27 protein-coding genes are annotated in these 26,777 nt (G+C 72.5%); 12 read left to right on the top strand and 15 right to left on the bottom strand.

Annotation, left to right across the window (positions count from 1 at the left end):
* Positions 1-28: 28 nt before the first annotated feature.
* Together folE and OHA37_RS16660 are read left to right on the top strand one after the other, a co-directional pair.
* Positions 29-637, top strand: coding sequence for a GTP cyclohydrolase I FolE (gene folE / locus OHA37_RS16665; RefSeq protein ID WP_112449909.1), 609 nt, complete (start codon positions 29-31; stop codon positions 635-637).
* Positions 638-692: 55 nt separating this feature from the next.
* Positions 693-1,250, top strand: coding sequence for a GNAT family N-acetyltransferase (locus OHA37_RS16660; RefSeq protein WP_266905968.1), 558 nt, complete (start codon positions 693-695; stop codon positions 1,248-1,250).
* Here the strand turns inward: OHA37_RS16660 and OHA37_RS16655 are convergent.
* The 6 genes from OHA37_RS16655 to OHA37_RS16630 form a co-directional block, all read right to left on the bottom strand.
* Entirely contained in the window at positions 1,247-1,735 is a 489-nt protein-coding gene (locus OHA37_RS16655) for a DUF3180 domain-containing protein (RefSeq protein ID WP_266905966.1), read from the bottom strand. The genes OHA37_RS16660 and OHA37_RS16655 overlap by 4 nt on opposite strands.
* 94 nt (positions 1,736-1,829) lie before the next feature.
* A complete protein-coding gene (folK, locus tag OHA37_RS16650; RefSeq protein ID WP_266912862.1) occupies positions 1,830-2,426 on the bottom strand; it encodes a 2-amino-4-hydroxy-6-hydroxymethyldihydropteridine diphosphokinase in 597 nt (198 codons plus the stop codon).
* An 8-nt stretch (positions 2,427-2,434) separates the two neighbouring features.
* Entirely contained in the window at positions 2,435-2,794 is a 360-nt protein-coding gene (gene folB / locus OHA37_RS16645; protein WP_030010912.1) for a dihydroneopterin aldolase, read from the bottom strand.
* Between the two features lie 140 nt (positions 2,795-2,934).
* Entirely contained in the window at positions 2,935-3,378 is a 444-nt protein-coding gene (locus OHA37_RS16640; RefSeq protein ID WP_266905964.1) for a nuclear transport factor 2 family protein, read from the bottom strand.
* Positions 3,375-4,280, bottom strand: a complete 906-nt coding sequence (gene folP, locus OHA37_RS16635; RefSeq protein ID WP_266905962.1) for a dihydropteroate synthase — start codon at positions 4,278-4,280, stop codon at positions 3,375-3,377. The genes OHA37_RS16640 and folP overlap by 4 nt, the downstream gene beginning before the upstream one ends.
* 210 nt (positions 4,281-4,490) lie before the next feature.
* On the bottom strand, positions 4,491-6,350 hold the full coding sequence (locus tag OHA37_RS16630; protein ID WP_266905960.1) for a phosphatidylglycerol lysyltransferase domain-containing protein: 1,860 nt from the start codon (positions 6,348-6,350) through the stop codon (positions 4,491-4,493).
* Positions 6,351-6,503: 153 nt separating this feature from the next.
* On the opposite strand from OHA37_RS16630, the gene OHA37_RS16625 reads away from it, so the two are divergent.
* Entirely contained in the window at positions 6,504-7,610 is a 1,107-nt protein-coding gene (locus OHA37_RS16625) for an alpha/beta hydrolase (protein WP_266905958.1), read from the top strand.
* 13 nt (positions 7,611-7,623) lie between these two features.
* Here the strand turns inward: OHA37_RS16625 and OHA37_RS16620 are convergent, their stop codons facing one another.
* Positions 7,624-8,640, bottom strand: a complete 1,017-nt coding sequence (locus OHA37_RS16620) for an ABC transporter ATP-binding protein (protein WP_266905956.1) — start codon at positions 8,638-8,640, stop codon at positions 7,624-7,626.
* A gap of 133 nt (positions 8,641-8,773) precedes the next feature.
* On the opposite strand from OHA37_RS16620, the gene OHA37_RS16615 reads away from it, so the two are divergent.
* From OHA37_RS16615 to OHA37_RS16600, 4 genes are all read left to right on the top strand, one after another.
* A complete protein-coding gene (locus OHA37_RS16615) occupies positions 8,774-9,499 on the top strand; it encodes an ABC transporter permease (RefSeq protein ID WP_266905954.1) in 726 nt (241 codons plus the stop codon).
* Complete coding sequence (locus OHA37_RS16610) at positions 9,499-10,164, top strand: ABC transporter permease (protein WP_266905952.1); 666 nt, start codon at positions 9,499-9,501, stop codon at positions 10,162-10,164. The genes OHA37_RS16615 and OHA37_RS16610 overlap by 1 nt, the downstream gene beginning before the upstream one ends.
* 56 nt (positions 10,165-10,220) lie before the next feature.
* Complete coding sequence (locus tag OHA37_RS16605; protein WP_266905950.1) at positions 10,221-11,210, top strand: ABC transporter substrate-binding protein; 990 nt, start codon at positions 10,221-10,223, stop codon at positions 11,208-11,210.
* A 97-nt stretch (positions 11,211-11,307) separates the two neighbouring features.
* Positions 11,308-12,438 carry a hypothetical protein gene (locus OHA37_RS16600; protein WP_266905948.1) on the top strand — a complete coding sequence of 377 codons (1,131 nt, stop codon included), beginning with the start codon at positions 11,308-11,310 and terminating at the stop codon, positions 12,436-12,438.
* Positions 12,439-12,775: 337 nt separating this feature from the next.
* Here OHA37_RS16600 and OHA37_RS16590 read toward each other — a convergent pair whose 3' ends face one another.
* From OHA37_RS16590 to OHA37_RS16580, 3 genes are all read right to left on the bottom strand, one after another.
* On the bottom strand, positions 12,776-12,991 hold the full coding sequence (locus tag OHA37_RS16590) for a hypothetical protein (RefSeq protein ID WP_266905946.1): 216 nt from the start codon (positions 12,989-12,991) through the stop codon (positions 12,776-12,778).
* Positions 12,992-13,076: 85 nt separating this feature from the next.
* Positions 13,077-13,985, bottom strand: a complete 909-nt coding sequence (locus OHA37_RS16585; protein WP_266905944.1) for an arylamine N-acetyltransferase family protein — start codon at positions 13,983-13,985, stop codon at positions 13,077-13,079.
* Between the two features lie 70 nt (positions 13,986-14,055).
* Positions 14,056-15,198: an NADH-quinone oxidoreductase subunit D gene (locus OHA37_RS16580; RefSeq protein ID WP_266905942.1), complete on the bottom strand. Its 1,143-nt coding sequence runs from the start codon at positions 15,196-15,198 to the stop codon at positions 14,056-14,058.
* A 135-nt stretch (positions 15,199-15,333) separates the two neighbouring features.
* Between OHA37_RS16580 and OHA37_RS16575 the strand changes: the two genes are divergently transcribed.
* The 3 genes from OHA37_RS16575 to OHA37_RS16565 all read left to right on the top strand — a co-directional run bounded on the left by OHA37_RS16575 (position 15,334) and on the right by OHA37_RS16565 (position 18,027).
* Complete coding sequence (locus OHA37_RS16575; RefSeq protein WP_266905940.1) at positions 15,334-15,825, top strand: PH domain-containing protein; 492 nt, start codon at positions 15,334-15,336, stop codon at positions 15,823-15,825.
* Between the two features lie 62 nt (positions 15,826-15,887).
* A complete protein-coding gene (locus OHA37_RS16570; protein ID WP_266905938.1) occupies positions 15,888-17,225 on the top strand; it encodes a PH domain-containing protein in 1,338 nt (445 codons plus the stop codon).
* 187 nt (positions 17,226-17,412) lie between these two features.
* Complete coding sequence (locus OHA37_RS16565) at positions 17,413-18,027, top strand: hypothetical protein (protein ID WP_266905936.1); 615 nt, start codon at positions 17,413-17,415, stop codon at positions 18,025-18,027.
* 56 nt (positions 18,028-18,083) lie between these two features.
* Here OHA37_RS16565 and OHA37_RS16560 read toward each other — a convergent pair whose 3' ends face one another.
* Positions 18,084-18,779, bottom strand: a complete 696-nt coding sequence (locus OHA37_RS16560; protein WP_266905934.1) for a response regulator — start codon at positions 18,777-18,779, stop codon at positions 18,084-18,086.
* A 2-nt stretch (positions 18,780-18,781) separates the two neighbouring features.
* The gene (locus OHA37_RS16555; protein ID WP_266905932.1) at positions 18,782-19,981 is read right to left on the bottom strand and encodes a sensor histidine kinase; all 1,200 of its coding nucleotides are present in this window, start codon (positions 19,979-19,981) and stop codon (positions 18,782-18,784) included.
* 106 nt (positions 19,982-20,087) lie between these two features.
* Between OHA37_RS16555 and OHA37_RS16550 the strand changes: the two genes are divergently transcribed.
* Positions 20,088-21,110 (top strand): SAM-dependent methyltransferase, encoded by a 1,023-nt coding sequence (locus tag OHA37_RS16550; protein ID WP_443046175.1) that lies wholly within the window; start codon positions 20,088-20,090, stop codon positions 21,108-21,110.
* A 310-nt stretch (positions 21,111-21,420) separates the two neighbouring features.
* Here OHA37_RS16550 and OHA37_RS16545 read toward each other — a convergent pair whose 3' ends face one another.
* Positions 21,421-22,977, bottom strand: a complete 1,557-nt coding sequence (locus OHA37_RS16545; RefSeq protein WP_266905930.1) for a M28 family metallopeptidase — start codon at positions 22,975-22,977, stop codon at positions 21,421-21,423.
* Between the two features lie 339 nt (positions 22,978-23,316).
* Positions 23,317-24,441 (bottom strand): DUF5937 family protein, encoded by a 1,125-nt coding sequence (locus OHA37_RS16540; protein ID WP_266905928.1) that lies wholly within the window; start codon positions 24,439-24,441, stop codon positions 23,317-23,319.
* Between the two features lie 644 nt (positions 24,442-25,085).
* Between OHA37_RS16540 and OHA37_RS16535 the strand changes: the two genes are divergently transcribed.
* Positions 25,086-25,295: a hypothetical protein gene (locus OHA37_RS16535; protein ID WP_266905926.1), complete on the top strand. Its 210-nt coding sequence runs from the start codon at positions 25,086-25,088 to the stop codon at positions 25,293-25,295.
* Positions 25,296-25,372: 77 nt separating this feature from the next.
* On the opposite strand, the gene OHA37_RS16530 is transcribed toward OHA37_RS16535, so the two are convergent.
* Entirely contained in the window at positions 25,373-26,479 is a 1,107-nt protein-coding gene (locus OHA37_RS16530) for a threonine aldolase family protein (protein WP_266912858.1), read from the bottom strand.
* Positions 26,480-26,777: the final 298 nt, after the last annotated feature.

Raw genomic sequence — 26,777 nt, 5'->3', positions numbered from 1 at the left:
GGACCGTGCACACAGGAACGAGGAAGAGATGACCGACCCAGTGACCCTGACCGGTGGCGAGGGCACGATCGGCGAGTTCGACGAGAAGCGCGCCGAGGCGGCGGTCCGCGAGCTCCTGATCGCGGTCGGCGAGGACCCGGACCGCGAGGGGCTGCTGGCGACTCCGGGGCGGGTCGCGCGGGCGTACAAGGAGATATTCGCCGGCCTCTACCAGAAGCCGGAGGACGTCCTGACGACGACCTTCGACCTCGGCCACGACGAGATGGTCCTGGTGAAGGACATCGAAGTCATGAGCACCTGTGAACATCACCTGGTGCCGTTCCACGGCGTGGCGCACGTCGGCTACATCCCGTCCGTCGACGGCAAGATCACCGGCCTGTCGAAGCTGGCCCGCCTCGTGGACGTCTTCGCCCGCCGCCCGCAGGTGCAGGAGCGGCTGACCACCCAGATCGCCGAGTCGGTCATGGAGATCCTGGACCCGCGCGGGGTCATCGTGGTCATCGAGTGCGAGCACATGTGCATGACCATGCGCGGGGTCCGCAAGCCCGGCGCGAAGACCATCACCTCGGCCGTCCGCGGCCAGCTCCGCGACCCCGCGACCCGCAACGAGGCGATGAGCCTGATCATGGCCCGCTAGTGCGGTCACAGCACTGGACGGGCAGGCAGCCCCGGTGCGTGTCAGCATCGGAGGCATGCACTACAGGGCCGCCACCGCGGCGGATGCGCCGGCCATGGCGGGGCTGTTCGCCGCCAATCACCACGATGCGCTGAGCGCGGAGGAGCGGGCCCGGCAGGGGTTCGTGCAGGGGGCGCTCGACGAGGACGCGTTGCGGGCGATGGCCGTGGGTGGCGGGCTGCTCGTCGCGGACGACGGCGGGGCGATCGCCGGGCTGCTCGGGCTCGTACGGGCCGAGAGCGTGCCGGGGCCGCCGCCGCCCGTGCGGGCGCTGCTGGGGGCCAAGGACGAGCTGCTGTGGCGCGGGCGGCCGCTGGGGGCCGCGCGGTGGCTGCTCTACGGGCCCGTCGTGGTCGCGGCCGCGTACCGCGGCCGGGGGATCGCCCGCGGGCTGTTCGACGCAGGGCTGAAGGCCGCCTCGGGGCGGGCCGAGGTGATGGTGGCCTTCATCGAGATGAGCAACCGGGCCTCTTGGACGGTGCACGTCGACGGGCTGGGCATGACCCCGCTCGGGGAGTTCGAACTCGGCGACCGCGTGTACGGGGTGGTCGGCGCGGCCTGCCCGGCCCCTTAGGCCCGCGCCGGGGCCTCGGGGGCGGGGTCCTCGTCGTCCGGGAGCTTCAGGACGTGTTCCAGGAAGAGGGCCGCCGCCACGACCGCCACGCCCGCCAGGACCGAGAAGCCGGCGTACCAGGTCTGGTCGCGGCGGGCGGGGACGTCCATCGCGGTGGTGAGCAGGAAGACGCCGACGCCGCCGTAGGCGCCCGCGACCAGGGCCGCCACCAGGGCGCTGGCCTGGCCGAAGACGACCGCGCGGGCCGCCATCAGCGGCTCCACGCCCTTGGCGCCGGGCACCCGGTCGCGCTGGGCCTTCAGGCGGGAGCGCAGCGACAGGGCCGTCGCCAGCAGGACCACCGCGATGGCGGCGAGCACGATGGGAGCGGCCACGGGGACGCCGGGGAGCGTGCCGTACGCGTTCCACAGCCGGGCTCCGGCCCAGGACAGCACCGCGGCGATCGCGAAAATGCCCGCCAGGACCGCCGGCCTCAGTTGCTTCACGTGCGCCTCTCCCGCCATTCCCGCAGCGCCCGCTCTCCGTGCGTGCGTATCCGGTGATCCTAAGTGGTCGACGGCCCCGCCCCGCGGGCGCGGCTCATTCGGGGAGGCGCAGTTCCAGGTCCGTGCGCTCGGTGAGTCCGGCGAGGCCGACTGCCGCCAGGAGCGCGGCGACGGGCCCCTGGCCCGGGATCTGCGCTTCGGGGTCGATGTCGTTCCAGGGGGCCAGCACGAAGGCGCGCTGGTGGGCGCGCGGGTGCGGGAGGGTCAGGACCGGGTCGGCGGAGACCACGTCGGCGTAGGCGATGATGTCGACGTCGATCGTGCGGGGCCCCCAGCGCTCCTCGCGGACGCGGTCGAAGGCTTCCTCGATGGCGTGGCCGCGCTCCAGCAGCGAGCTGGGGGGCAGGGTGGTCTTCACCGAGATGACGGCGTTGAGGTACGAGGGCTGCGAGCCCGCCTCCACGCCCCACGGCTCCGTCTCGTAGACGGGGGAGACGGCCTTGACCCGAAGACCCGGAGTGTCGCCGAGGGCGTCGATGGCGCCCTGGAGGGTCTCCAGACGGTTGCCCAGGTTCGCGCCGAGCGCGACGACGGCCCACTTGGGGTTCGACAGCGTGACGTCCGCCGCGTCGACGGCCTCGACCACGGAGGCGGGTACGGGCTGGACCGTGGGGTCGCTCTGGGCGTTCATTCCGTTGTTCACGCGCGGCTCCGGGTGATCGTGATGGTCACGTCGTCGAAGGGGACGGTGATCGGCGCGTCCGGTTTGTGGACGACGACCTCCACCTGGGCGACCGCCTCGTGCTTGAGGCACTGCTGGGCGATCCGCTCGGCGAGGGTCTCGATCAGGTCCACGGGCTCGCCTTGGACCACGTCGACGACTTCTTCCGCGACTACCCCGTAGTGCACGGTCTTAGCCAGGTCGTCGCCCGCCGCCGCGGGACGGGTGTCGAGGTGGAGCACCAGGTCGACGATGAAGGTCTGGCCTTCCTCGCGTTCCCGGGGGAAGACGCCATGGTGCCCGCGAGCCTTGAGGCCGCGCAGCGCGACACGATCCACGCGAATCACTCCTGCTTTTCGTAGGTGCTTCCGGTCCGGGACTCCCCGGATCCATGGCCAAGCCGAGTGCGGTCGGCGTCGTCCACCTTCGAATTTACCTGCGAAATACCTCCGACCCCGACAGGGTCCCGGCTGAGGGGCTAGGAGGACTCCTCCTCGTCGTCCTCATCGGAGTCCGTGAGGACGGGAGAACCGTGGTGCGACCAGAGCCGCCAGCCCTCCGGTGTGCGTCGGAACACATTCGTGGCGACGACGAGCTGTCCCACCAGCGGGCCCAGTTCGCCGCCGTCCTCGGCGGGTCCGCCGCTGAGGATGTTCTCGGTGCAGGTCACCAGGGCGGTGTCGCCTATGACGGTGACCTTGGTGTCGGTGAGGAAGAACTGGATGTACTCGGTGTGCGACATGATCAGCGCGTAGGAGCGCAGCACTTCGCCGCGTCCCGACAGCACCGGCCAGCCCGGGTGCACGCAGGAGATCTCGTCTTCGAGCCAGAGCGCCGACAGTGCGTCGAAGTCCCCCTGCTCCATGGCCTCGTAGAAGGCCGTGTTGACCTCTTCGACGGATTCGATGTCGGTACGGCTCACCGTGCCCCTTCCTCGTTGCTACGGGTCGTACCCAGTGCCCCTTCCACGGCGCGGGCCACCCGAACCGCGTCGGCGCTCGCCCGTACCTCGTGGACCCGTACGGCCCAGGCGCCCCCGGAGGCGGCGATGGCGGTGACGGCGGCGGTGGCGGCGTCGCGTTCGCGGGCCGGCGGCGGGGAGGCGTCGTCGGCGCCGGCCAGCACCCGGCCGAGGAAACGCTTCCGCGAGGCGGCCACCAGGAGCGGGAAGCCCAGCGCGCGCAGCTCGGCGAGGTGGGCGACCAGGGCCAGGTCGTGCTCGGCGTTCTTGGCGAAGCCCAGACCGGGGTCGACCAGCAGCCGCTCGGGGGCGATGCCGCCGGTGACGACGGCGTCGATGCGGGTGCGGAGTTCGGCGGTGACCTCGGCGAGGACGTCCTCGTAGACGGCGAGGCTGTTCATGCCGTCGCTGAAGCCGCGCCAGTGCATGACGACGAAGGGCACCTCGGCGGCGGCGACGGCCGGGATCATGCCGGGGTCGGCGAGGCCGCCGCTGACGTCGTTGACCAGGGTGGCGCCGGCGGCGACGGCCCGCGCGGCGACGGAGGCGCGCATGGTGTCGACGGAGACGACGATGCCTTCGGAGGCGAGGCCGCGGACGACGGGGACGACCCGGCGCAGCTCCTCCTCCTCGTCGACGCGGGAGGCGCCGGGGCGGGTGGACTCTCCGCCCACGTCCACGAGGTCGGCGCCCTGGGCGACGAGGTCGAGGCCGCGCTTGACGGCCGCGGTGGTGTCGAACCAGCGGCCGCCGTCGGAGAAGGAGTCGGGGGTGACGTTGACTACGCCCATGACCGCGCAGCGGTCCCAGTCGGGCAGGCCTGTCACCAGGCCCCTGGGGGCGGGGCCGCGGTTCGTGTTCATGGTTCCCAGGGTAGGGCCCGTGTCCTGGCCCCTGCCCTGGCCCTGGCCGGGCGGCGGCGGGTGGGAGGGTGCCGCTGCGCGGGCTGCTCCCCGGCCCGCCCTTCCTCCATCCCCCAGACTCCGTCCGGGGGGACCCCCAGCCGGGGCTCCGCCTCCGGGCCCCCGCGCCTCAAGCGCCGGCGGGGCCGGATGTGCCCGCCGGGGTTCGGCTCAGGCGGCCTGGATCTTGTGTTCCGGCTGGGTGGGTACGGCGGTCGGGGGCTGGACGCGGTGGTGGGCGCAGGTGCGGACCGGCTTGGGGCGGCGCCGGCCGGCGAACAGGCGGGGCAGGGCCAGCGTGACGAAGCCCTCGGCCTGCATCGCGGCGAAGCCGATGCGGGGCAGGTCCCGGGTGGTGCGGAAGACCACGAAGCGGGGCTCCCAGCGGGGGCGGAACTTCGCGTTGAACTTGTACAGCGACTCGATCTGGAACCAGCGCGAGAGGAACACCAGCAGGCTGCGCCACATCCGCAGGACCGGGCCGGCGCCGATCTTCTCGCCGCGGGCCAGGGCCGAGCGGAACATCGCGAAGTTCAGGGAGACCTTCTCGATGCCGAGCGCGGGGGAGGCCTCCAGGGAAGCGACGATCAGCAGCTCGTTCATGCCGGGGTCGGCGGCGCGGTCGCGGCGCATCAGCTCCAGCGACATGCCGTCCTTGCCCCAGGGAACGAAGTGCAGGACGGCTTTGAGGTCGCCGAAGGGGGAGGTGTCGCCCTCCTCGACGCGGTGCGCGGTGGCGATGTAGCAGTCGCCGTCGCCCGGGTCGCCGACGCGGCCGAGCGCCATGGAGAACCCGCGCTCGGTGTCGGTGCCGCGCCAGGCGTCGGCGGCGCCGCGCACCTGCTCCAGCTCGGTCGCGGTCAGCTCGCTGACCCGGCGGACCCGGGTGGTGTAGCCGTTGCGTTCGATGCGCTTGACCATCTGCCGGACGTTGCGCATCGCCCGGCCGGAGAGGGAGAAGTCCTTGACGTCCACGATCGCCTCGTCCCCGAGCTCCAGGGCGTCGAGGCCGGTCTCGCGGGTCCAGACCTCGCCGCCGGTCTCGCTGCAGCCCATGACGGCGGGGGTCCAGGAGTGGGTCTTGGCCTCCTCCATGAACCGTTCGATGGCGCCGGGCCAGGCCTCGACGTCGCCGACCGGGTCGCCGGAGGCGAGCATCACGCCGGAGACGACGCGGTAGGTGACGGCGGCCTTGCCGCTGGGGGAGAAGACGACGGCCTTGTCGCGGCGGAGCGCGAAGTGGCCCAGCGAGTCGCGGCCGCCGTGCTTGGCGAGCAGCTCGCGGAGCTTGACCTCGTCGTCGGCGGTGAGCCGGGCGGCCGGGTGCTCGGGGCGGAAGGCCAGGTAGATGGTGGTGACGGCGGTCAGCATGCCGAGGGCGCCCAGGGAGTAGCCGACGGTCCAGGACACCCGGCCGGCGTAGTCGACGGGGCCCTCGAAGCCGAAGAGCCCGTAGACGACGTGGCTGATCTGCTCGTAAACACCCGGATTGCCTACAACGCGACCGGGGTGCGAGTTGACGATGACCAGACCGAGGCCGATGGAGCCCGCGCTCATCAGCACGAAGTTGGCGAGCGCCTTCCAGCGGCTGCGCGGGTCGGGCAGCGCCTTGAATTCACTCTGGTGGCGCAGCAGGAGCGCCAGGAGCAGCGCCGCGATGACCACGCCGATGATCGAGTGGCGGTACGTGAACTGCGCGACGGCTCCCGCCGGCAGCAGCACCACCGCGGCCCGCCAGGCCCGGCGCTTGCGGCGCTTGAGCCCGTGGGCGAGCAGCAGGAGCAGGACGCCGGCGCTGAGGGCCAGGGCGGCCGCGAAGGGGCCGAAGGAGCCGGGCAGCACCTCGGTGACCGCGTGGATGCGGCTGTGCCGGAAGCGCGGGAAGACTCCCGCGGCGATGTCCAGCAGGCCGACGACCGTGACGGCGGTGCCCACGATCCCGGGGACGGTCTCCGGTCGTGGGCCTCGGAGGATTCGGCTGACAGGCTTCGGAACCTGTCCCGACTTATCGCCATCTATCCTGCTAGACATCGCTTCCCGTTGCTCCGCGAGAGATCATGTGGCCGAAGGCCGCTGGGGCCCTTCGCTGGGTGGTGCGTCCACTAGGACGACATCGAAGGGGAGCGGGTTCACTCTTCCGTCGAGAAAAAACTAGTCCTGCCATAGAAAGTCGACTGACTGCTCATGGGTCTCACCAGTAATACGGTTCTGGCGCTGGCCATCCTTGCCGGTGTGCTGCTGTTCGCGGCCACGGTGTGGTTCTGGCCGAAGCTCTCGGGCCGCTCCTGGCGCTCGGTCCTCGGCCGGATCGGCCTCCTCCTGGCCACGCAGCTGGCGCTGTTCGCGGCGATCGGTCTCGGCGCGAACAAGTCGTTCCTGTTCTACGGGTCATGGGCCGACCTCTTCGGCCAGGAGACCTCGATCGGCAAGGTCATCGACCACTCGATGAGCAGCGCCGACATCAAGGTCGTCGACAAGCAGCACCTGGACGTGCCGGGCGGCGCCAAGCCGGCGGTGGGCGGGCAGATCCTGAAAGTGGCGATAGCCGGCCAGAAGTCGAAGATAACGACGACCGGCTTCGTGTGGCTGCCGCCGGAGTACTTCCAGCCGCAGTACAAGGAGCAGAACTTCCCGGCCTCCATCGTCCTCACGGGCTACCCGGGCATGGCGGAGAACCTGATCAAAGGGCTGGACTACCCGATGACGGCCTTCAGGCAGGCCAAGACGGGCAAGATGAAGCCGATGATCCTGGTCATGCTCCGGCCGACCCCGGGTTCGCGCGACACCGAGTGCGTGGACATACCCGGTGGCCCGCAGACCGAGACCTTCTACGGCCAGGACCTTCCGCAGGCCGTCCAGAGCACCTTCCGGGTCGGCAAGAAGCCCGGGAACATGGGCTTCATCGGCAATTCCACGGGCGGTTACTGCGCCCTGAAGATCGCCGCGCACTACCCGCAGACCTTCGGTGCCGCCGCGGGGCTGTCCGCGTACTACGAGGCCGCGGACGACCCGACGACCGGTGACCTCTTCCACGGGGACGACAAGCTGAAGGCGCGCGCGAACGTGCTGGAGTCCATCAAGGCCAAGCAGCCGTCCGGTACGTCGTTCCTGGTCACCAGCAGCGAGAAGGGCGAGCCGAACCTCGCCGGCACGAAGAAGTTCATCAAGCTGGTCAAGGGCCCGGACCGGGTCTCCTCGATCATCCTCGACAGCGGCGGCCACAACTTCAACACCTGGCGCCGCGAGATCCCGCCGATGCTGGTGTGGATGGGCACCAGGATCCAGGCGTAGGAAGCAGGAGTGGTCAGGCCTCCTGCAACCGGGCCCGGCGCAGGGCCCGGTGCACCCCTTCCGGGGTGAGTACGCCGATCAGCTCGCCGGAGTCGGGATCCGTGACCCCGATCCGCCCCGAGTCCTCCTGGAGCAGCAGCGCGAGCGCCTCGCGCAGACTGGCCCCCAGCGCCACTTTGGCGGTGGGGGCTTTTCCGTCGGCGGAGGCCGGATCGGCGAGGCCGGTCCGGCCGGTCCGGTCGGCCAGGTCGGCGAGGTCGGTCAGGTCGGCCTGTGCCACGGCGGTGACCGCGAGGCGCTTCAGTCCGCGGTCGGAGCCGACGAAGCCGGCCACGTAGTCGGTCGCCGGGGCGCCCAGGACCTGCGCCGGGCTGGCGAACTGCTCGATGGTGCCCGCCCCGTAGACCGCGATGCGGTCCCCGAGCCGGACGGCTTCCTCCAGGTCGTGCGTGACCAGCAGGATCGTTTTGCGCACGGTCTGCTGGAGCGTCAGGAACTCGTTCTGCAGCCGCTCGCGCACCACCGGGTCCACCGCGCCGAACGGCTCGTCCATCAGCAGCACCGGCGGGTCGGCGGCGAGCGCCCGGGCCACGCCGACGCGCTGGCGCTGGCCGCCGGAGAGCTGTTCCGGGTAGCGGCCGCCGTAGACGGCCGGGTCCAGCCCGACCAGGTCGAGGAGTTCGGCGGCCCGCGCGCGGGCCTTGGCCTTCGGGGTGCCGATGAGCTGCGGCACGGTCGCCGTGTTCTCCAGCACCGTCTTGTGCGGGAACAGCCCGACCTGCTGGATGACGTAGCCGATGCGACGGCGCAGTTCGACCGGGTCGGCGGCGGCGATGTCCTCGCCGTTCAGCAGGATCCGGCCGGAGGTCGGCTCGATGAGCCGGTTGACCATCTTCATGGTGGTCGTCTTGCCGCAGCCGGACGGGCCCACCAGGGTGACCAGTTCGCCCTCGGCGACCTCGAAGGACAGGTCCGCGACGGCGGTCGTCCCGTCGGGGTACCGCTTGGTCACTTGCTCGAATCGGATCACCCCGCCATCTTTCCCTACCCGCGGGGTCCGTTTGTGAAGGGCGTGTTGCCCGTGTGCGAAGGATTCCGGCCATTGTCGGTGCCGGGGGTTATGGTCGCTCCTACGTACGGTCGGTGACGGGGGGTGAGGAGCGATGGCCGGGCAGAACTGCCTGGTGGCGAACGACTGGATCTGCTGGGAGTACGTCACGTCCCGCTCCCAGGAGCTCACCGACGCCACCCTCGAACACGTGTGGATCACGGGCGTGTCGGTGCTGATCGGCATCGCCGTGTCCGTCCCGCTCGCCCTGCTGGCCCGCCGCGGCCGCCACTGGGCAGCCCCCGTCCTGGGTCTCACCACCCTGCTCTACACGGTCCCCTCGCTCGCCATGTTCTCCCTGCTCCTGCCGGTGTTCGGGCTGTCGGCGGCGCTGGTGGTGACCGGCCTGGTGCTGTATTCGCTGACCATCCTCGTGCGCAACGTGCTGGCCGGTCTCGAAGCCGTGCCCGAGGACGTACGGGAAGCCGCGCGCGGGATGGGGTACGGCCCGGGCCGGCTGCTGTGGCAGGTCGAGCTGCCGCTGGCACTGCCCGCCCTGCTGGCCGGCGTCCGGATCGTGACCGTTTCCACGGTCGCGCTGACGACGGTCGGCTCCATCGTGGGCAAGGGCGGCCTCGGCAATCTCATCGCACCCGCGGTGAACAGCTCCTTCAAGGCCCAGGTGCTCACCGCCGCGGTGCTGTGCGTACTCCTCGCGCTCGTGGCGGACCTGGCGCTGCTCGGCCTCCAGCGGCTGCTGACCCCCTGGACCCGTGCGACCCGGGCGCCCCGTAGGACCCGCGCCGCCCGCGGCGCCGACGTCAGCGCGGGAGCCGTCTGATGGGAGTGCTGGGACAGGTCTGGGACTGGCTGGCCGACGGGGCGAACTGGTCCGGGGAGAGCGGGGTCTGGCACCGGCTCGGCGAGCACGCGTACGTCAGCGGGATCGCCCTGGCGCTGGCCTGCGCGGTGGCCCTGCCGGTCGGGCTGTGGCTCGGCCACCTCGGCAAGGGCGGCGGCCTCGCCGTCAACGTCTCCAACATCGGGCGGGCCGTCCCGGTCTTCGCGGTGCTGGCGCTGTTCATGGTCTCCCCGCTGCGCAATGCCGGGTACGTGCCCACCATCGCCGCGCTGGTGCTCTTCGCGATCCCGCCGCTCCTGACCAACGCCTACGTCGGCATGCGCGAGGTGGACCGCTCGGTGGTGGAAGCCGCCCGGGGCATGGGCATGTCCGGCCGCCAGCTCTTCTGGGGGGTGGAACTGCCGCTCGCGCGCGGCCTGGTGATGACGGGACTGCGCTCGGGCGCCGTCCAGGTCATCGCCACGGCCACCATCGCCGCCATGGTCGGCCAGGGCGGCCTCGGCCGGATCATCACCGCCGGCTTCAACACGTACAACACCCCGCAGGTCGTCGCGGGCGCCCTGCTGGTCGCCGCGCTGGCCCTGCTCGTGGAGGGCGCGCTGCTGGCGGCGGACCGGCTGCTGCCGGGCGCGGCCACCCGCTGAGCGGGCCCCGACACCTCGCCCACCTCTTGTCGGACCACCCCTTGAAGGAGATTGAGATGAGCAAGTCCACGCGCGCCCTCGGCGCGGCCCTGGGCGCGGTCGCCCTGACCGCATCGCTCGCCGCGTGCGGCGGCGACAGCCTGGAGAAGACCAAGGACGGCGGCTCCTCCGCCGCCGCCGGGTCGGCCGAGACCGGCAAGGGCGGCAAGCTGGTCATCGGCGCCGCCGGCTTCACCGAGTCCAACGTGCTGGCCGAGCTGTACGCGCAGATCCTCAAGGACGCCGGCTACAGCACCTCGATCACCACGGTGAGCAACCGCGAGCTGTACGAACCCTCGCTGGAGAAGGGCGAGATCGACGTCGTCCCGGAGTACGCGGCGACCCTCGCGGAGTTCCTCAATGCCAAGGTGAACGGCTCCAAGGCGCCGACGGACAAGCCGGTCGCGTCGAGCGATGTGACGGCGACGGTGGCGGCCCTGGAGAAGCTGGCGGGCCCGCTGGGGCTGAAGGCGCTGCCCGCGGGCTCGGCGGTCGATCAGAACGCCTTCGCGGTGAGCAAGGAATTCGCCACGAAGAACAATCTCAAGACCCTTTCCGATCTTGGCAAGTCCGGTCTGAAGGTGAAGATCGCGGCCGGTGACGAATGCGCGGTGCGCCCCTTCTGCGCACCCGGATTGAAGACGACATACGGAATCGATGTTTCCGGTATTGACCCCAAGGGCGTCGGAACCCCGCAGGCCAAGCAGGCGGTGAAGGACGGCGCGGACCAGCTGGTCCTCACCACCACCACGGACGCCACCCTCGACGGCTTCGGCCTCGTCCTGCTGGAGGACGACAAGAAGCTCCAGAACGCCGACAACGTGCTTCCGGTGGTCAACGCCAAGGACGCCGGCGCCCCCGAGATCGCGGCCGCCCTCGACAAGATCACCAAGGCGCTCACCACGGCCGACCTCGTCGAGCTGAACCGCAAGGTCGACGCCGAGCGCGCCAAGCCGGCGGATGTCGCCAAGGCCTATCTGGAGTCCAAGGGGCTGCTGAAGAAGTAGGAGTTGCGCCTTTCGTGAGGGCGGTGCGGTAACTGCTCGGAAACAGATTCCCGGGCGGCTACCCCACACCCTGTCCACGCCCTGTAAATTTCAGGCCATGCCCCGTGGACGCCACCGCAATCCCGAACCCCTTCACCGGCTGCTCACGCCGACGGCCGTCGCCGGTGTGTCCGTTGCCGGCGCCGGCGCCGCCTGGCTGCTCGCGGAACCGATGGCGCTGCGCCTGCTCGTGGCGCTCACCGCGGCCGCCGGCCTGGCCGGCGCCGTCGTCATGCGCTCCTGGGACCTGTCGGCCGGCCGCCGGGTCAGCGAGCTCGGGCGCGAGCGGGTGAAGGACGAGTGGCGCACGGACGAGCGGATAGCCGAGCTCGAATCCGACCTCGAAGAGGCCCGGGTGCTGCGCGGCAAGCTCGACGCCAAACTGCGCGCCAAGCGGGTCGAACTCGCGGCCCTGCGCGGGGAGCACGCCTCTCTGCTGCGCCGGTACGCCACCGCCGAGACCGAGCGGGCGAGCGCCCTGGAGGGACGCCGGCTGCTGGCCATCGAGGTCGCGGCCCCGGCCGCCTCCGCCTCCGCCGCCGGTCCCAAGGAACTTCCCGCGGTGTCCGAGGAGCGCACCAGCGCCGGCGCCGCCACCTCGGTGGGCTTCGCCCGCGCCCACGCCGCACTCGTGGCGCTGGCCGACAAGGCGGCGAAGGCCGCCGCCGCCTCCGCCCCGGAGGCCCGGAAGGCGGCTCCCGCCCTCTCCGCGGCTCCGGCCGCTCCCGCTCTTCCGGCGGCTCCCACGGCTCCCGCCGCCCCGGCTGCCCCCGCCGCCCCGGCGAAGCCGGCCCAGCTGGAGGCGCACTCCCGCCCCGCACTCGCCGGCCCGGTGCCCGCGGGCCCGGCGGCCGCCGTTCCCGCGCGCAGGCTCGCGGCCGCCGTGGCCCCGTACGCCGCGCAGCGCCGTCCGGCCTCGCGCGTCGAGGGCGGCTTCGACTTCTTCGGTACGAAGACGGCCGCGCAGGCCCGCGCGGTCATCGAGTCCGTCCAGAACGAGGACCTCGCCGACGTCGTCGGTGAGGAGGCCCTCGCCGTCCACAAGGCGGAGTCCGCCCGGGGCGGGGCGGAGCCGGAGTTCAAGGCGCCCACCGCCGAGCAGCGTGCCGTGGGCCAGGTCATCGACCTCACCGCCCACGACGAGACCGAGTCGATCGACGTGGTCCAGCTCCGCACCGCGATCTCCTAGCGCGGCCCGGTCTCCCGGCGCGGCGGGCTTCCCGTCGAACAGACTTTCCACAGCCTGTGCATAAGGTGCGCGGAACACCTCGGCCGGGTCCGCGTAAGAGGAGAGGTGGAAGCCGGAAGCGGCTTCCGGGGCGGGACAGTTCGCGGCCCGGTGCCATCGCCACCTGGCCGCCCCGGGAGAACCCGGTGGCGTACACGTCCCGGGTGACGGGGCGCCCCAGCCGGTCGGCCGCGGTCCGGGCGGCCTTCAGCATGTCCACGGAGGCGGTGACCGAGGACCGGGTGTCCCACGGCGGTTATGGGGTGCTGTCCCCTGCCCGAGACCCCGGCGAGCCTTCCTAGAACAGCGGGAGTTGGCCCGGCAGCGGGGACAGGGTGAAGCCGTCCAGCGTGGGGGCGGCGGCGCCGAGGGTCACACGGGCGCGGGAGCCGGGGCAGGAGACGAGGTCCCCGCGGCCGCGCCCGGCGGGCGGGTCGTGGCGGGCGATCCGCCCGGCGGTGACGGCGCAGTCGCGGCCGCATGAGGGGCAGGCCCGGCGGGGTGAGAGGGACATCCCCCAAGTCTGCCCTGCCCCACGGACATCGGCCCGCCCGGCCGGCGGGACCGGGCCGCGGCCCGCCGGGCGGCGCCGCTCCCGGTCAGCCCTCTCGCCCGGCCGCCCAGCTCTCGTGGGCCCGGGCCACCCGGGTCCACAGGGCCGTGCGGTCGGTCGGGGTCAGGTCGTCGAGCACCCGGCCGAAGACGCCCTCCAGCGCGGCGAAGAACTCCTCCGGACCCTCCAGCACGCGCTCCGAGTTCCCCTTCACCGGGTCGATCCGGCTCAGCACCCGCCCCCGCAGGGTGTCGATGCCGTCCGCGTCGCGCCGCAGGGCCGCGAAGGTCCGTACGAAACCGGAGTCCTCGGAGGTCGACAGCCGGACGTGCTCGGCCTCGAAGACGGCCGCCGCGGCCGCGTCGGCGGGCTCCGTGCGGAAGTTCACGAGCGGGGCGGAGCTGCCCGGGTTGCGGTAGAGCCAGCCCGTTCCGGGCAGGTGCTCCAGGGAGTAGGTGAAGGCCCCCTGCTCGTACGAGCCTTCGCGCAGCGGCAGCGGCTCGTACGGGCCGTCGCCGAGCCCGGTGTCCACGTAGAAGACGCGGTCCCCGCCCGCCCCCGCCCCCGGCACGCGGACGGTGAGCGCCAGGTGGTCGCCGCTCACGCCCCGCAGGGCTTCTTCGGACTGGGATTCCTTGTACACGCCGCCCACATGGCGGGTGACCTCGTAGCCGAGGTGGCCGAGGAGCACCGCGAAGGCCCCGTTGAGGTGGAAGCAGTAGCCGCCGCGTCCGGCGGCGAAGCGGCGGGCCGACAGCTCGGGGTCGATGCCGGGGGCGCGGCCGAGCTGGATGTCGACGTTCTCGTACGGGACGCGCTCCAGGTGCGCCCGCTGGAGGGCGAACAGCCCCTCCACGGACGGCGCGCCGGGCTCCTCGACACCGAGCCGCCGCAGGTAGGCGGCGTACGGGGCGTCCATGCCGGAGTCGGGGCCTGCTGCTGTGCCGGAGGTCATGCGGGCAGCCTAGGCCGCGGGTAGGACAGCGGCCCCCGGGCGGCGGGTGGGACAGCGGCCGCGAGCCCGGTCACTTGTCGATGTCACCGACGACGAAGAAGAGCGAACCGAGGATCGAGACCATGTCCGCGACGAGCTGCCCGGGGAGCAGCACCGCGAGCGCCTGGATGTTGTTGTACGACGCCGAGCGCAGCTTGAGCCGGTACGGGGTCTTCTCGCCCTTGGAGACCAGGTAGTAGCCGTTGATGCCGAGGGGGTTCTCGGTCCACGCGTAGGTCTCGCCCTCGGGCGCCTTCAGCACCTTCGGCAGCCGCTGGTTGATCGGGCCGGGTGCCAGCTCCGCCATCCGGTCCAGGCAGGCGACCGCGATGTCCAGGGCGTTGTGGGTCTGCTCCAGCAGCACCTCGAAGCGGGCCAGGCAGTCGCCCTCGGTGCGGGTGACGACCTTCAGGACGTCCTGGAGCTCGCCGTAGGCGAGGTACGGCTCGTCGCGGCGAAGGTCGAAGTCGACGCCGGAGGCGCGGGCGATGGGGCCGGAGACCCCGTACGCGTGGACGGCCTCGGCGGACAGGACGCCGACGCCGCGGGTGCGGGCGCGGAAGATCTCGTTGCCGCGCACCAGGTCGTCGTACACGTGCATGCGCGTGCGGACGTCGGCGATGGCGGCGCGGGCCCGGCCCAGCCAGCCGGCCGGGAGGTCCTCCTTGAGGCCGCCGACCCGGTTGAACATGTAGTGCATGCGGCCGCCGGAGATCTCCTCCATGACGGCCTGGAGCTCCTCGCGCTCGCGGAACGCGTGGAAGATCGGGGTGATGCCGCCCAGCTCCAGGGGGTACGAGCCGAGGAACATCAGGTGGTTCAGGACCCGGTTCAGCTCGGCGAGCAGGGTCCGCATCCACACGGCCCGCTCGGGCACCTCCATGCCGAGCATCCGCTCGACGGCCATGACCACGCCCAGCTCGTTGGAGAACGCGGACAGCCAGTCGTGGCGGTTCGCGAGCATCACGATCTGGCGGTAGTCGCGGGCCTCGAAGAGCTTCTCGGCGCCGCGGTGCATGTAGCCGACCACCGGCTCGGCGCTCACGATGCGCTCGCCGTCCAGGACGAGGCGCAGGCGCAGCACGCCGTGCGTGGAAGGGTGCTGGGGGCCGATGTTGAGCACCATGTCGGTGCTCTCCGCCGCGCCGCCGATGCCGACCGTGGTCTCCGTCATGGCGGCATTGTCTCAGCCGGCGGGGGTGAGCCGTAGCTCGGTCCGGATTGCGGATCGGGGCGCGGCGGCCGGCGGAAGTTCGACGACAGGTCCCGGCCCTGCCCGGAGGAGGGGGCACCGGCCTAGGGTGGGGGGATGGACACGGGGACAGAGGGTGGGACGGGGCTGCCGGAGTGGGTGGGGCTGCCGGGAGGACTGCTGACTCTGCGCAGGCTGCTGCTGGTGCTGTGGATGTCCCTCTTCACGGTGGTGACGGCCGTCGTACTGGGAATGGCGGCCGGCCCGGGGTGGGCGGCGGCCGGCGGGTTCTGGCTGCTGGTGCTGGCCTGGGGCTGGGTGGTGCTCGGACGGAACTGGCGGTCCTGGCGGTACGCGGAGCGCGCGGACGACCTGCTGATCAGCCGGGGCGTGCTGTGGCGGGAGCAGACCGTGGTGCCGTACGGGCGGATGCAGCTGGTGGAGGTGACCTCGGGCCCGCTGGAGCGCCGCTTCGGGCTGGCCTCCGTACAGCTCCACACGGCCGCGGCGGCGTCCGACGCCAGGATCCCCGGACTCGCGCCCGAGGAGGCGGAACGGCTGCGCGACCGGCTGACGGAGCTCGGCGAGGCAAGGTCGGCGGGGCTGTGACGCCGCCGGCGGGGGACGACGGGGCCGGCGCGGTGGCGCGTGAAGGAGCCGGAGCCGGAGCCGTGGCAGGGGCCGTGGCGGGCGAAGGGCCCGCGCCCGCGCCCGTACCCGGCCAGGAGCGGCGGTTGCATTTCCTCACCCCGCTGCGCCGTGCCTGGGTGCCGATCGCCGCGACCATCGGCCTCGCCGCCCAGCAGGGGCAGAACTTCACCGAGTGGGTGACGGCCGTCTCCGTCATGCTGCGGGTCCTCGCGCTGGTCGCGCTGGTCCTCGTCTTCGGCGCGTACGGCTTCCTCAGCTGGTGGTTCACGCACTACGCCGTCACCGACACCGAACTGCGCATCCGCAGCGGCCTCCTCTTCCGCCGCACCGCGCACATCCGCCTCGACCGGATCCAGGCGGTCGACGTCACCCGCCCCCTGCTCGCCCGTCTCGCGGGCGTCGCCAAACTGCGGCTCGACGTCATCGGTACCGAGGCCAAGGACGAGCTGGCCTTCCTCTCGGAGAAGGACGCCGTCTCGCTGCGCGCCGAGCTGCTCGCCCGCGCGGCCGGTTTCACCCCGGCCGAGGCGCCGCTCATGGGCGAGGCCCCCGAGCGGGAGCTGCTCCGCGTGGGGCCGCGCGATCTGGTGGTGTCCCTGCTGCTCACCCTGACCACCTGGGCGATCCTCGCCGGCGGGATCGTCGGTCCCTCGCTGGTGTGGTGGTTCAGCTCCAGCCCGTGGGTGGCCATCGTCGCCCTGCTCCCGGTCCTGGGCGCGATGTGGGCCGGGAGCGCCGGCCGGTTCCTGACCGAGTACGACTGGCGGGTCGCCGAGTCCCCGGACGGGCTCCGGATCGACCACGGAATGCTCGACCGCGCCCACGAGACGGTGCCGCCGGGCCGGGTGCAGACCGTACGGATCGTCGAGCCGCTGCTGTGGCGCCGGCGCGGCTGGGTCCGGGTGGAGCTGGCGGTGGCCGGCTCGAAGAACAACGTCCTGGTCCCGGTGGCCACCCGGGCCGACGCCCACGCCGTCGTCGAGCGGGTGCTGCCCGGCGTCGACCTCGGGGGCCTGGTCTTCGAGCCCTCGCCCCGGAGCGGATCGCGCTGGGTGGTGCCGGTGTGGTGGAAGGGGTACGGCCTGGCCGTCAACGCGGACGTGTTCGCCGCCCGCCACGGCCGCCTGTGCCGGCGTACGGAGATCGTCCCGCACGCCAAGGTGCAGAGCGTGCGGCTGACCCAGGGCCCCTGGGAGCGTGCCCGCGGGGTGGCCGACGTCTGCGTGGACACCGGCGCGAACGGCACGGTCACGGCCCGCCTGCGCGACGCGGCCGAGGCCGCCGAGCTGCTCCACGCGCAGGCGGCCCGCTCCCGCACCTCCCGGGCCGCGGCCCGCCCGGACCGCTGGATGACCTGAGGTCCGGGCGGGCACGCGGCCCGCGGGACCCGCGCTGGGCCGGTCGGCGGCGGCCGGACGGGGTCTTGTGTACGGCAGTCTAGGTAACTCCGTGTAGATGATATGAAACTGACGGTTGCTCTGGGTAGCGCTCAGGACCGACGGACCCTCGACCCGGTCCGCATGCGGCAACCGAAGGACAGCACCCGTGAACATCCTCCGTACGGCACGCGTCGCCGCTCCCGCCCTGGCCGCCCTCACGCTGACGCTGGCCCTCGCCGGCCCCGCGTCGGCGGACCCCGCGTTCGTGATGCGCAACGGCAGCCAGATCAACTTCGCCGCGCTGCCGGGAGAGTCGAACAACGTCACCTTCAGCATCAGCGGCGGCTTCTTCCAGGTGAGCGACGCGGCGAACGCCCTGACCCCAGGGTTCGGCTGTGTGCAGTTCGGCAATCCCAACACCGTCCGCTGCGGCTTGGCGGCCGGGGTGACCCGCATCCAGGCGTCGCTGGGCGACCGCGACGACGTGGCCACCAACAACACCGCGATCCCCAGCGACCTCGTCGGCGGGGAGGGGGACGACATCCTCGTCGGCGGCAGCGGCGCCGACCGGCTGACCGACTCGGACGGCTGGAACGCCTCGCCGGGCAGCACCCTCACCTTCGACGGGCGGGGCGGCAACGACACCGTCCTCAGCCGCAACGGCGGATACGACCGGATCAACTGCGGCGAGAACACCGGTGACTTCGACATGCTGCTGGCCGACTCGGCCACCCTCGACGCCGTCGTTCCGGGCACGTGCGAGTTCGTGCAGCGCTTCTAGACCGCCCCGCCGGGCGGCGGCGGGGCGAGCCCGCTCCGCCGCCGCCGGGGGTGGGGCTACGCCGCCCCGCCGCCGCCCGCGCGGACCAGCCCGGTCTCGTACGCCAGGACCACGACCTGTACCCGGTCGCGCAGGTTCAGCTTGGTCAGGATGCGGCCCACGTGGGTCTTGACCGTGGCCTCCGACAGGACCAGGCGGGCGGCGATCTCGCCGTTCGACAGGCCCTGGGCGACCAGCAGCATGACCTCGCGCTCGCGCTCGGTCAGCCGCTCGACGTCCTTGTTCCGGGGTTCCGCCGAGGTCGACGGAAGCATCGGCGCGAACCGGTCCAGCAGCCGCCGCGTCGTGGACGGGGCGACGACCGCGTCGCCGCTGTGCACCGAGCGGATCGCGGCCAGCAGCTCGCCCGGCGGGACGTCCTTGAGCATGAAGCCGCTCGCGCCCGCCTTCAGGCCCGAGAAGGCGTACTCGTCGAGGTCGAAGGTGGTCAGGATGATGACCTTGGGGTGTTCCTCGGGCTCGCAGATGCGGCGCGTCGCCTCGACCCCGTCGAGACGGGGCATGCGGACGTCCATCAGCACCACGTCCACCTTGGTGGCCCGCAGCACCTCCAGCGCCTCCAGGCCGTCGCCGGCCTCGGCGACGACCTCCATGTCGGGCTGTGCGGCGAGCACCATCCGGAAACCGGTGCGCAGCAGTACTTGGTCGTCGACCAGCATCACGCGGATGGAGGGGCCGGTGGGGAAGGACATGGTCACCTTTTCTTCAGGGGGAGCAGGGCGCTGATCCGGAAGCCGCCACCGGGCCGGGGGCCCGCGTCGAGGGTGCCCCCGACCATACCGATGCGTTCGCGCATGCCGATCAGCCCGTGTCCGGCGCCGTCCGCGCCGCCGTCCGTGTACAGCTCGCGGGCCGCGCCCCGGCCGTCGTCCTCGACGAGCAGGCCGAGCCCGTCGTCGAAGTAGACGAGGCGCACGCTGGCCTTCGCGGCCGGGCCGCCGTGCTTGCGCGTGTTCGTCAGCGCTTCCTGGACGATCCGGTACGCCGTCAGCTCCACGCCGCTGGGCAGCTTGCGCGGGGCGCCCTCGACCTCGAAGTCCACCGAGAGCCCGGCCGCCCGTACCTGCTCGACCAGCACCTCGATCTGCTCCACGTCGGGCTGCGGCACGTAGTCCTCGGACTCCTGCGGCTCGCCGGTGCGCAGCACGCCCAGCAGCCGGCGCATCTCGGCGAGGGCCAGGCGCCCGGTGCCGGAGATGGTCTGCAGGGCCTCCTTGGCCTGCTCGGGGGCCGCGTCCATCACGTAGGCGGCTCCGTCGGCCTGGACCACCATCACCGAGACGTTGTGCGCGACGACGTCGTGCAGCTCGCGGGCGATGCGGGCCCGCTCGGCGGCGACGGCCACCTTGGCCTGGGCCGCGCGCTCCTTCTCCAGGCGCTGGTTGCGCTCGACGAGCTGGGCGTAATAGGCCCGGCGGGTGCGCAGGGAATCGCCCATCACCCAGGCGAGGGCGAAGGGGACCATCAGGAACATGACGAAGAGGATGCTCTCGACGCCCGAGACCCCCTTGTCCACGCCGATGCGCAGGAAGTACAGCGGGGAGGCGAGCAGCCCCCAGCCCAGGGCGGTGCGCGAGACCCAGCGCGGCACGTCCGAGGCGGCGACCGTGAAGAGGACGACGAGCATCGCGAAGTCGTAGAAGTTCGCCTCCGCGCCGATGGCCAGTTGGTAGAGGCCGGTGGCGACGGTGAGCCAGAACATCGGGACGGTCCACTTGCGGCGCAGGGCCACGGCGGTGCTCAGCGCCACCACGCACGGGGTGGCGAGCAGCGCGGCGGTGGTGCCCTCGTGCATCGAGGCGACGACGGCCATCGAGAACCCGAAGAAGAGGACAGCCCAGAAGCTGTCGACGCCCGTCGGGTGTCTGCGGAGGAAATCGTAGAGGCGCTGCACGTAACCCAGAGTAGGGACAGCCGATAGGTGCTGGAGTCAACCAGAGGGGCGATCCGTGCGAGACGCGAGTACTACCGGAGGTGGAGGCGACCATAACCTTTCAGCGATGAGCACTCAGGGTGAAGCCATGGAGCACGAGGGGCCGGTCCGCTGGCGGACGGCGATGGAGCGGGCGCTGTACGGCCCCGACGGCTTCTACGTCCGCCCCGGCGGGCCCGGCCCCGCAGGGCATTTCCGCACGTCGGTGCACGCCTCGCCGCTCTACGCGCGGGCCGTGGCCCGGCTGCTCCTGTGGGTGGACGGGGAGCTCGGTCGCCAGGAGGAGCTGGACCTGGTCGACGTAGGGGCCGGACGCGGGGAGCTGCTGGCCGGGGTGCTTGCGGCGCTGCCGCCGGAGACGGCCGCGCGGGTGCGGCCGTACGGGGTGGAGCGCGCGGGGCGGCCCGCCGGGCTCGACGGGCGGATCCGCTGGGTGAGCGAGCCGCCCCGGGGGATCCGGGGGCTGCTCTTCGCCAACGAGTGGCTCGACAACGTACCGCTGGACCTCGCGGAGGACGGGCGCTACGTGGAGGTCGCGCGGGACGGTACGGAGCGCCCGGGCGGACCTGTGGACGGCCCGGACCGGGACTGGCTGGAGCGGTGGTGGCCGGAGGCGGGCGCGGAGTCGGGAGGGGAGTCCGGCGAGGAGTCCGGCGGGGGCCGGGCGGAGATCGGCCGGCCGCGTGACGAAGCCTGGGCGGCGGCCGTCGCGACCGTGGAGCGCGGGCTCGCGGTCGCGGTGGACTACGCCCACACCCGGGAGGCCCGGCCGCCCTTCGGGACGCTGACCGGCTTCCGCGCCGGGCGGGAGACCGCCCCGGTGCCGGACGGGAGCTGCGACGTCACCGCGCACGTCGCGCTCGACGCGTGCGCGGGGCCGGGGGCGGTGCTGCTGACCCAGCGGGACGCGCTGACGGCCCTCGGCGTCTCGGGGGCCCGGCCCCCGCTGGCACTGGCCTCTACGGACCCGGCGGCGTACGTACGGGCCCTGTCGGGGGCCGGGGAGGCCGCGGAACTCACCGCGCGGGGCGGGCTGGGCGACTTCGGCTGGCTGGTCCAGCCGGTCGGGGTGGGGCCCTGGCCGGGGTAGGCGACTGCCGCTGCGCGGGGCGAAATCCCCTACCCGCTCTTCCACCGTTCCCCGGGCGCTGCCCGGACCCGAGTGCGCGCGCGGCGCCGTTCCCGGGGGCCGGCCCCCGGACCCCCGCTCCTCAAACACCGGAGGGGCTGGATTTGGCCGGCGCCGGCCATCTCAGCCGTCCGGCGTTCGAGGACCGGGGTCCGGGGCGGAGCCCCAGGGTCTTTCCGGGTCCGGGCAGCGCCCGGGGAACGGAGGAAGGGCGGGTAGGGGACTCGGCGCCGCGCAGCGGCCGCCTCCCTACCCGCCCCCTCGGGACGGACTACTCCGTGGCGTCGACGTGGTCGTGGCCCTCGTGGAGGCCACCCCCACTGCCCCCGCCATTGGTCGGCTCGGAGACGACCGGCCGACCCAGCGGCGCCAGATCGAACGCGTAGTGACCGACCGCGTCAGCGATGACGTCGACGTTGATGTCGAGCGCCTTCTGGTCGATGTTCGCGATCGTGTCGCCCTTGCCGTGGTAGTTCACGTCGTACGCGACACCGGCCTGACCACCGAACTTCGCGGCCTGCTCGGCCGTCTTGATGCCCTCGGCGCCCGTGAACGTACCGCCCGAGGGGATGCCGACCTCGATGAACGGGCCGTAGTCGGAGCGGCCCGAGAAGTCGGTGCCCTCGCGCGGGATGTTCTTGGAGTTGAGGAAGTCGTTGATCCCCTTCTCCAGCTGGGCCGAACCCTCGGGGCCGGGGCCCGAGCCGACCTTGTCCGAGTCGTCGCCGTCGTAGACGAAGTACGCGGCGTTCGGCGAGGCGATCATGTCGAAGTTCAAGTACAGCTTGATCTGCTTCTTCTGCTCCTCCGTCAGCCCGGCGACGTACGCCTCGGAGCCGAGCAGGCCGAACTCCTCCGCCGACCACCAGGCGAACTTGACCTTGTTCTTGATCTTGCCCTGGCTGTGCGCGAGCTTCTGCGCGACCTGGAGGATGCCGGCCGAGCCGGAGCCGTTGTCGTTGATGCCCGGGCCCGCCGCGACGGAGTCGAGGTGCGCGCCGAGGAAGACGGTGTTGTTCTCGTCGCCGCCCCGCGTCTCCGCGACGACGTTGTACGTCTTGCGGTTCTCCCGGAACTCGCGGATGTCGAGGGTGACCTCGACCGGTCCCGCGGCGGCGTCGGCGGCGAGCCGCTGGCCCTCGGCCAGCGTGACGCCACCGGTCGGGATCTTGCCCGCGTCGGCCGAACCTATGGTGCCGTTCAGGGCGCCCTCGGCGTTGTTGTAGATCACCGCGCCGACCGCGCCGGCCGTGGCGGCGTTCTGCTGCTTGACCGCGAAGGCGCAGCCGCCGCGCTTGATCAGCGCGACCTTGCCGGTGAAGGTGCCCGCGGCGAAGTCGGCGGGCTCGCAGCCGTTGGTGCCGTCGGCGTCGACCGGGGCGACGGCGATCTGCGCCGTCACGCCGTTCGCCGGGCCGCTGGCGGTGTACGTCATCAGCTTGATCGGTACGTCGCGGCCGGCCGGGCCGTTGACCTTCAGGGTCTCGGCGACCGTCTCGACGAACACGAAGTCGAACTCGTTCTTGGTGACCTTGTACCCGGCCGCGCGCATGACGAGCTCGACGTACTGGGCCGACTGGACGTGGCCCTTCGAGCCCGCCACCCGGTTGCCCTTGTTGTAGTCGGCGATGGCCTGGAAGACCTTCAGGTGGTTGTTGGCACCCTTGCCGGTGGCGTCCTTGACCAGCTTTCGGGCCAGCGCGTCACCCCGGGCGGCGTCACTCTGCGGGCTGCCGGTGGCTCCGGCGGGCCCGGCGAGGAGCAGCGGGGAGACGAGTGCCGCGGCCGCCAGGGCGGCGGTGGCTGCGGCTATACGGCGTGAGGGCATGAAAGTCCTTCCACGGCAGATGCGCGTGCGCATGCGTATGGCGTATGGCGTACGGCGTTGGGGCTATGGCGTGCAGGGATGCGGCGTGCGGGGGTGCGGCGTGCAGGGATGCGGCGTGCAGGGGTGTGGGGACGCGGATGCAGACGCAGGTCGGGTGCGTTGCGCCGAGTGGGGGAGCGGTGGACGCACGTTAGACATCAAGTGGCGGCCATGGCCAGACTTTTCACTGATTCCGGTTTGTGAAATCCGTATATCGGAGTATCTGAGCCGTCGAAAACAGGCCAGTGCCCGCTCTTCGCTCGCGCTGGGCTCCGTGGGGCCCGGCTGGGCTCCGCGGGGCTAGCGGAGGATGCCCTCGATGAAGTCCGTGCCGATCCGTGCGACCGCCGCCAGGTCCAGCTGGTGCTGGACGTACCGGCCTTGGCGGCGGGTCTGGATCAGCCCGGCCTTCTTCAGCACCGCCAGGTGGCGGGAGACCTCCGGGGCGGTGACCCCGTGCGCGGCCGCCAACTCGCCGGTCGTGTAGGGAGCACGCGCCAGATTGCGGCACAGCATCATCCGCATCGGATGGGCCAGGGCCTCCATGCGCCGCTGCAACAGCTCCACCGACCCCGGGGAGGAGGCCAGTTCGGGCGAGCCGAGCGGGTAATGGATCACCGGGAGCCAGCCGGGGGCGTGCAGCACCAGCAGGTGGGGCCAGCCGAAGTTCGTGGGCACGAACAGCAGGCCGCCGCCTATTCGGGGATCGGTCGCGGTCGTCGACCCGTGGACCATCTTGTCCACCGTGACCGTGGTCAGCCGCTCGTCGACGCTCAGCGCCGAGGAGACCTCCTTCAGCACGGCGGGCAGCCCCTTGCGCCGCAGCACCTCCGTCTTGTGCCGCACGTCCGCGCTCTGGCGGGGCTCGACCCGGCGCCAGGTCTCCGCGAAGAAGGCCTCGTCGCAGTCCTCCATCAGCCGGCGCAGCCAGACCCGGACACCGGCGGTGTCGTCGAGCACCCGCACGGCGAAGGCCAGCTGCTGCGGCCCGCGCGCGGAGGCCGTCTCCAGGGCCTTGGCCCGGGCGAGCGGATCCGAGAGCGGGGACGGTCCGGTGCTGTCGTTGTAGAGGGCCAGCCGGCAGTGCTCCAGGGCGGCCGTCGCGAACCGCTCGTCGTCCAGCTGGTCGAGCACGTCGAGCTCGCCCGCCAGGGTGGCGGCGGGCCGGCCGGAGCCGCCGGGAATCCCGGCGAAGGCCATGAACAGATCGGCGAAGGAGCTGCGCCACATGAAATCGCCCTCCAGCAGCCGGTCCGCGAGGTCGGGGTCGAGGGCGGCCGCGGTGGTGGAGGTCCAGGAGGTGAGCCCGGGGTGGTGGCCGGGCTGGGAGAGCGCGTGCAACGCCATGCAGAGCTCTGCGAGGGGGGACGGCGCGAAGCCGATCCGCTCCGCGGGGAGCCCGGTGATGTCGATGGTGACGCTCATCGGATCATTCTGCCGGTGCGTGGCCCTTGTGCCTGCCAGGGCACGCGGCCTTCGCCCACCCGGGGGAGCGGGGGCGGTCGTCTGGTGCGGCGCCGTTGCCGGGGACCGGTCCCCGGACCCCTGCGCCTCAAACGCCGGCGGGGCTGGGGTTGGCCTGGGTCCGGCCCGGCTGCGGATGGGGGCCGGTGCCGGGGGCGGGGTGGGGTGTCGGCCTGGACTGCATGATTTAGGCGCCCTCTCCTGAACTCCGACAGGGCGCGACATGCACCAGCGCCACAAATCACGCTCTACGTCCAGGCCGACACCCCACCCCACCCCCGTCCCCGACCCGGGCCGCCGAATTCAGCCTCGCCGGCGTTTGAGGCGTGGGGTCTGGGGCGGAGCCCCAGGGGGCCAATCCAGCCGTCCGGCGTTTGAGGACCGGGGTCTGGGGCGGAGCCCCAGGGGTTCGGGCGTAGCCCGGGGCCCTTGTGCTTTCAGCCCGTCCGGCGCTTGAGGACCGGGGCAGGGCCGGCCCTGGGAACGGGGGAAGGGCGGGTCGGGGAATTCCGGCCCGCGCAGCGGCCTCGCAACCCCGCTTGGCGGATTGACGACATCGGTCAATCCGCGCGTACGGCACCCGCAGCCAGGCTCAGGGTGGACGCATGACCGCGATCGAGCAGTACCTCGTCGACACCTACCGGGCCTCACAGCACGGCACCCCCATGCCCCCGCCGCCGGGCCGCGACGACGTGGCCGTCCTGCGCGGGGCCCGCGCCTACGGCCAGTTCCGGGCCGTACCCGACGGCGCCCCGTCCCGCCACCTCTGGCGCGAGGCCCTCCACCGCCTGCTGACCCGCCGCCCAACCGCCTGAGGCACGGGAGCGCGGCCCCCGGGTCTGGGGAGCTCTGGTCCAGCTTGGCGCGGGCCGGCCGGGTTCGGTCGGGTGGGCTACAGGCGGGACACGAAGTCCGCTACCGCCGTGGCGACTTCGGCCTCCGTCCAGGACAGGCCCGGGCGGGTGACCTCGACCTCCGTCAGCGACAGGCCCGGCGGGCCGTCGGGGGACCAGCGGCGGAAGAGGACAGTGCCCGTCTCCTCCGCCAGCCGGACGCCCGCCTCCGTGAGGCGGTCCGCGTCGTAGGGGAGCCACACCTGGAACTGGTGGGTGTGGGGGATTTCCGGGTGGACCCGGAACCAGGGCACCTCCGGGGCCGCGGCGAGCGCCGAGGACATCGCGGACGCCACCTCCCGCGCCTTGGCCACGTAGGAGGGCAGCTCCGGCAGCTCCCGCTCCAACCCGGCCAGCGCGGACAGCGCGGCCGGGAACTGGCGGAAGATCTGGCCCCCGTACCGGTGCCGCCACACCCTCGCCTCCGCCACGAGCGACGCGGATCCGGCGAGGGCGGCCCCGCTGAGGCCCCCGAGGGACTTGTAGAAGGAGACGTACACCGAGTCCGCGAGCGCCGCGATCTCCGGGAGGGACCGGCCGAAGTGGACCGTCGACTCCCACAGCCGGGCGCCGTCGAAGTGGACCACCGCGTCCCGTTCCCGGGCGGTGTCCACCAGGGCCGACAGCTCCTCCCAGGTCGGGAGCAGGAAGCCCGCGTCGCGGAGCGGCAGTTCCAGCATCAGCGTCCCGAAGGGCTCCGGCAGCTCGGCGAGTTCGGACGCGGTCGGCTGGCGCGGTTCGCCCGTCGGGTGGATGGTCCGCAGCCCCGAGACGACGGACAGCGCGCCGCCCTCCCACCGTTCCGGGTGGCTCATCGGGTGCAGGGCGACCACCGGGTTGCCGGTGCGGCCGGCCCAGCAGCGCAGCGCGATCTGCTGGGCCATGGTCCCGGTCGGGAAGAACGCCGCGTCCTCGGTGCCGAGCAGCTCCGCGACCCGCCGCTCCAGCCGCTCCACGATGCCGTTGCCGTAGATGTCGCCCGGCTCGTCCGGGTCCGGGGCCAGCGTCCCCAACTCCGCCAGCAGCTCGCCGACCGTGGCCTCCCGCAGACTGTCCGACAGCTTCCGCCCGGCCGCCCGCCCGGCGACCACCAACCGCGCCGCCATGTCGTCCGCCGCCTGAGCCGCCAGGTCGTCCGCAGCCTGAGCCGTCACGTGGTCCGTGGCCTGAGTCGCCAGGTCGTCTGCGGCTTGCGCCCCCATGTCGTCCGCCGCCTGAGCCGTCACGTCGTCCGTGGCCTGCGCCGCCAGGTCGTCCGGGACCCGCTCCGCGCTCGGTTTCGCGGTCTCGCCCGGGTCCGTCACCCGACCGGCCGCTCGCTCCCCGGCCGCGTCCGTGCCCCGCTGCGGGTCCGGGTTCGGGGCTTGTGCCGGGTTCGGGCCCGCGGCAAGTTCGGCTGCCGCG

The organism is Streptomyces sp. NBC_00335 (assembly GCF_036127095.1).
Taxonomy (GTDB): Bacteria; Actinomycetota; Actinomycetes; order Streptomycetales; family Streptomycetaceae; genus Streptomyces.
The sequence above is the reverse complement of the archived record's forward strand: the minus strand, read 5'-3'. Positions and strand labels throughout refer to the sequence as shown.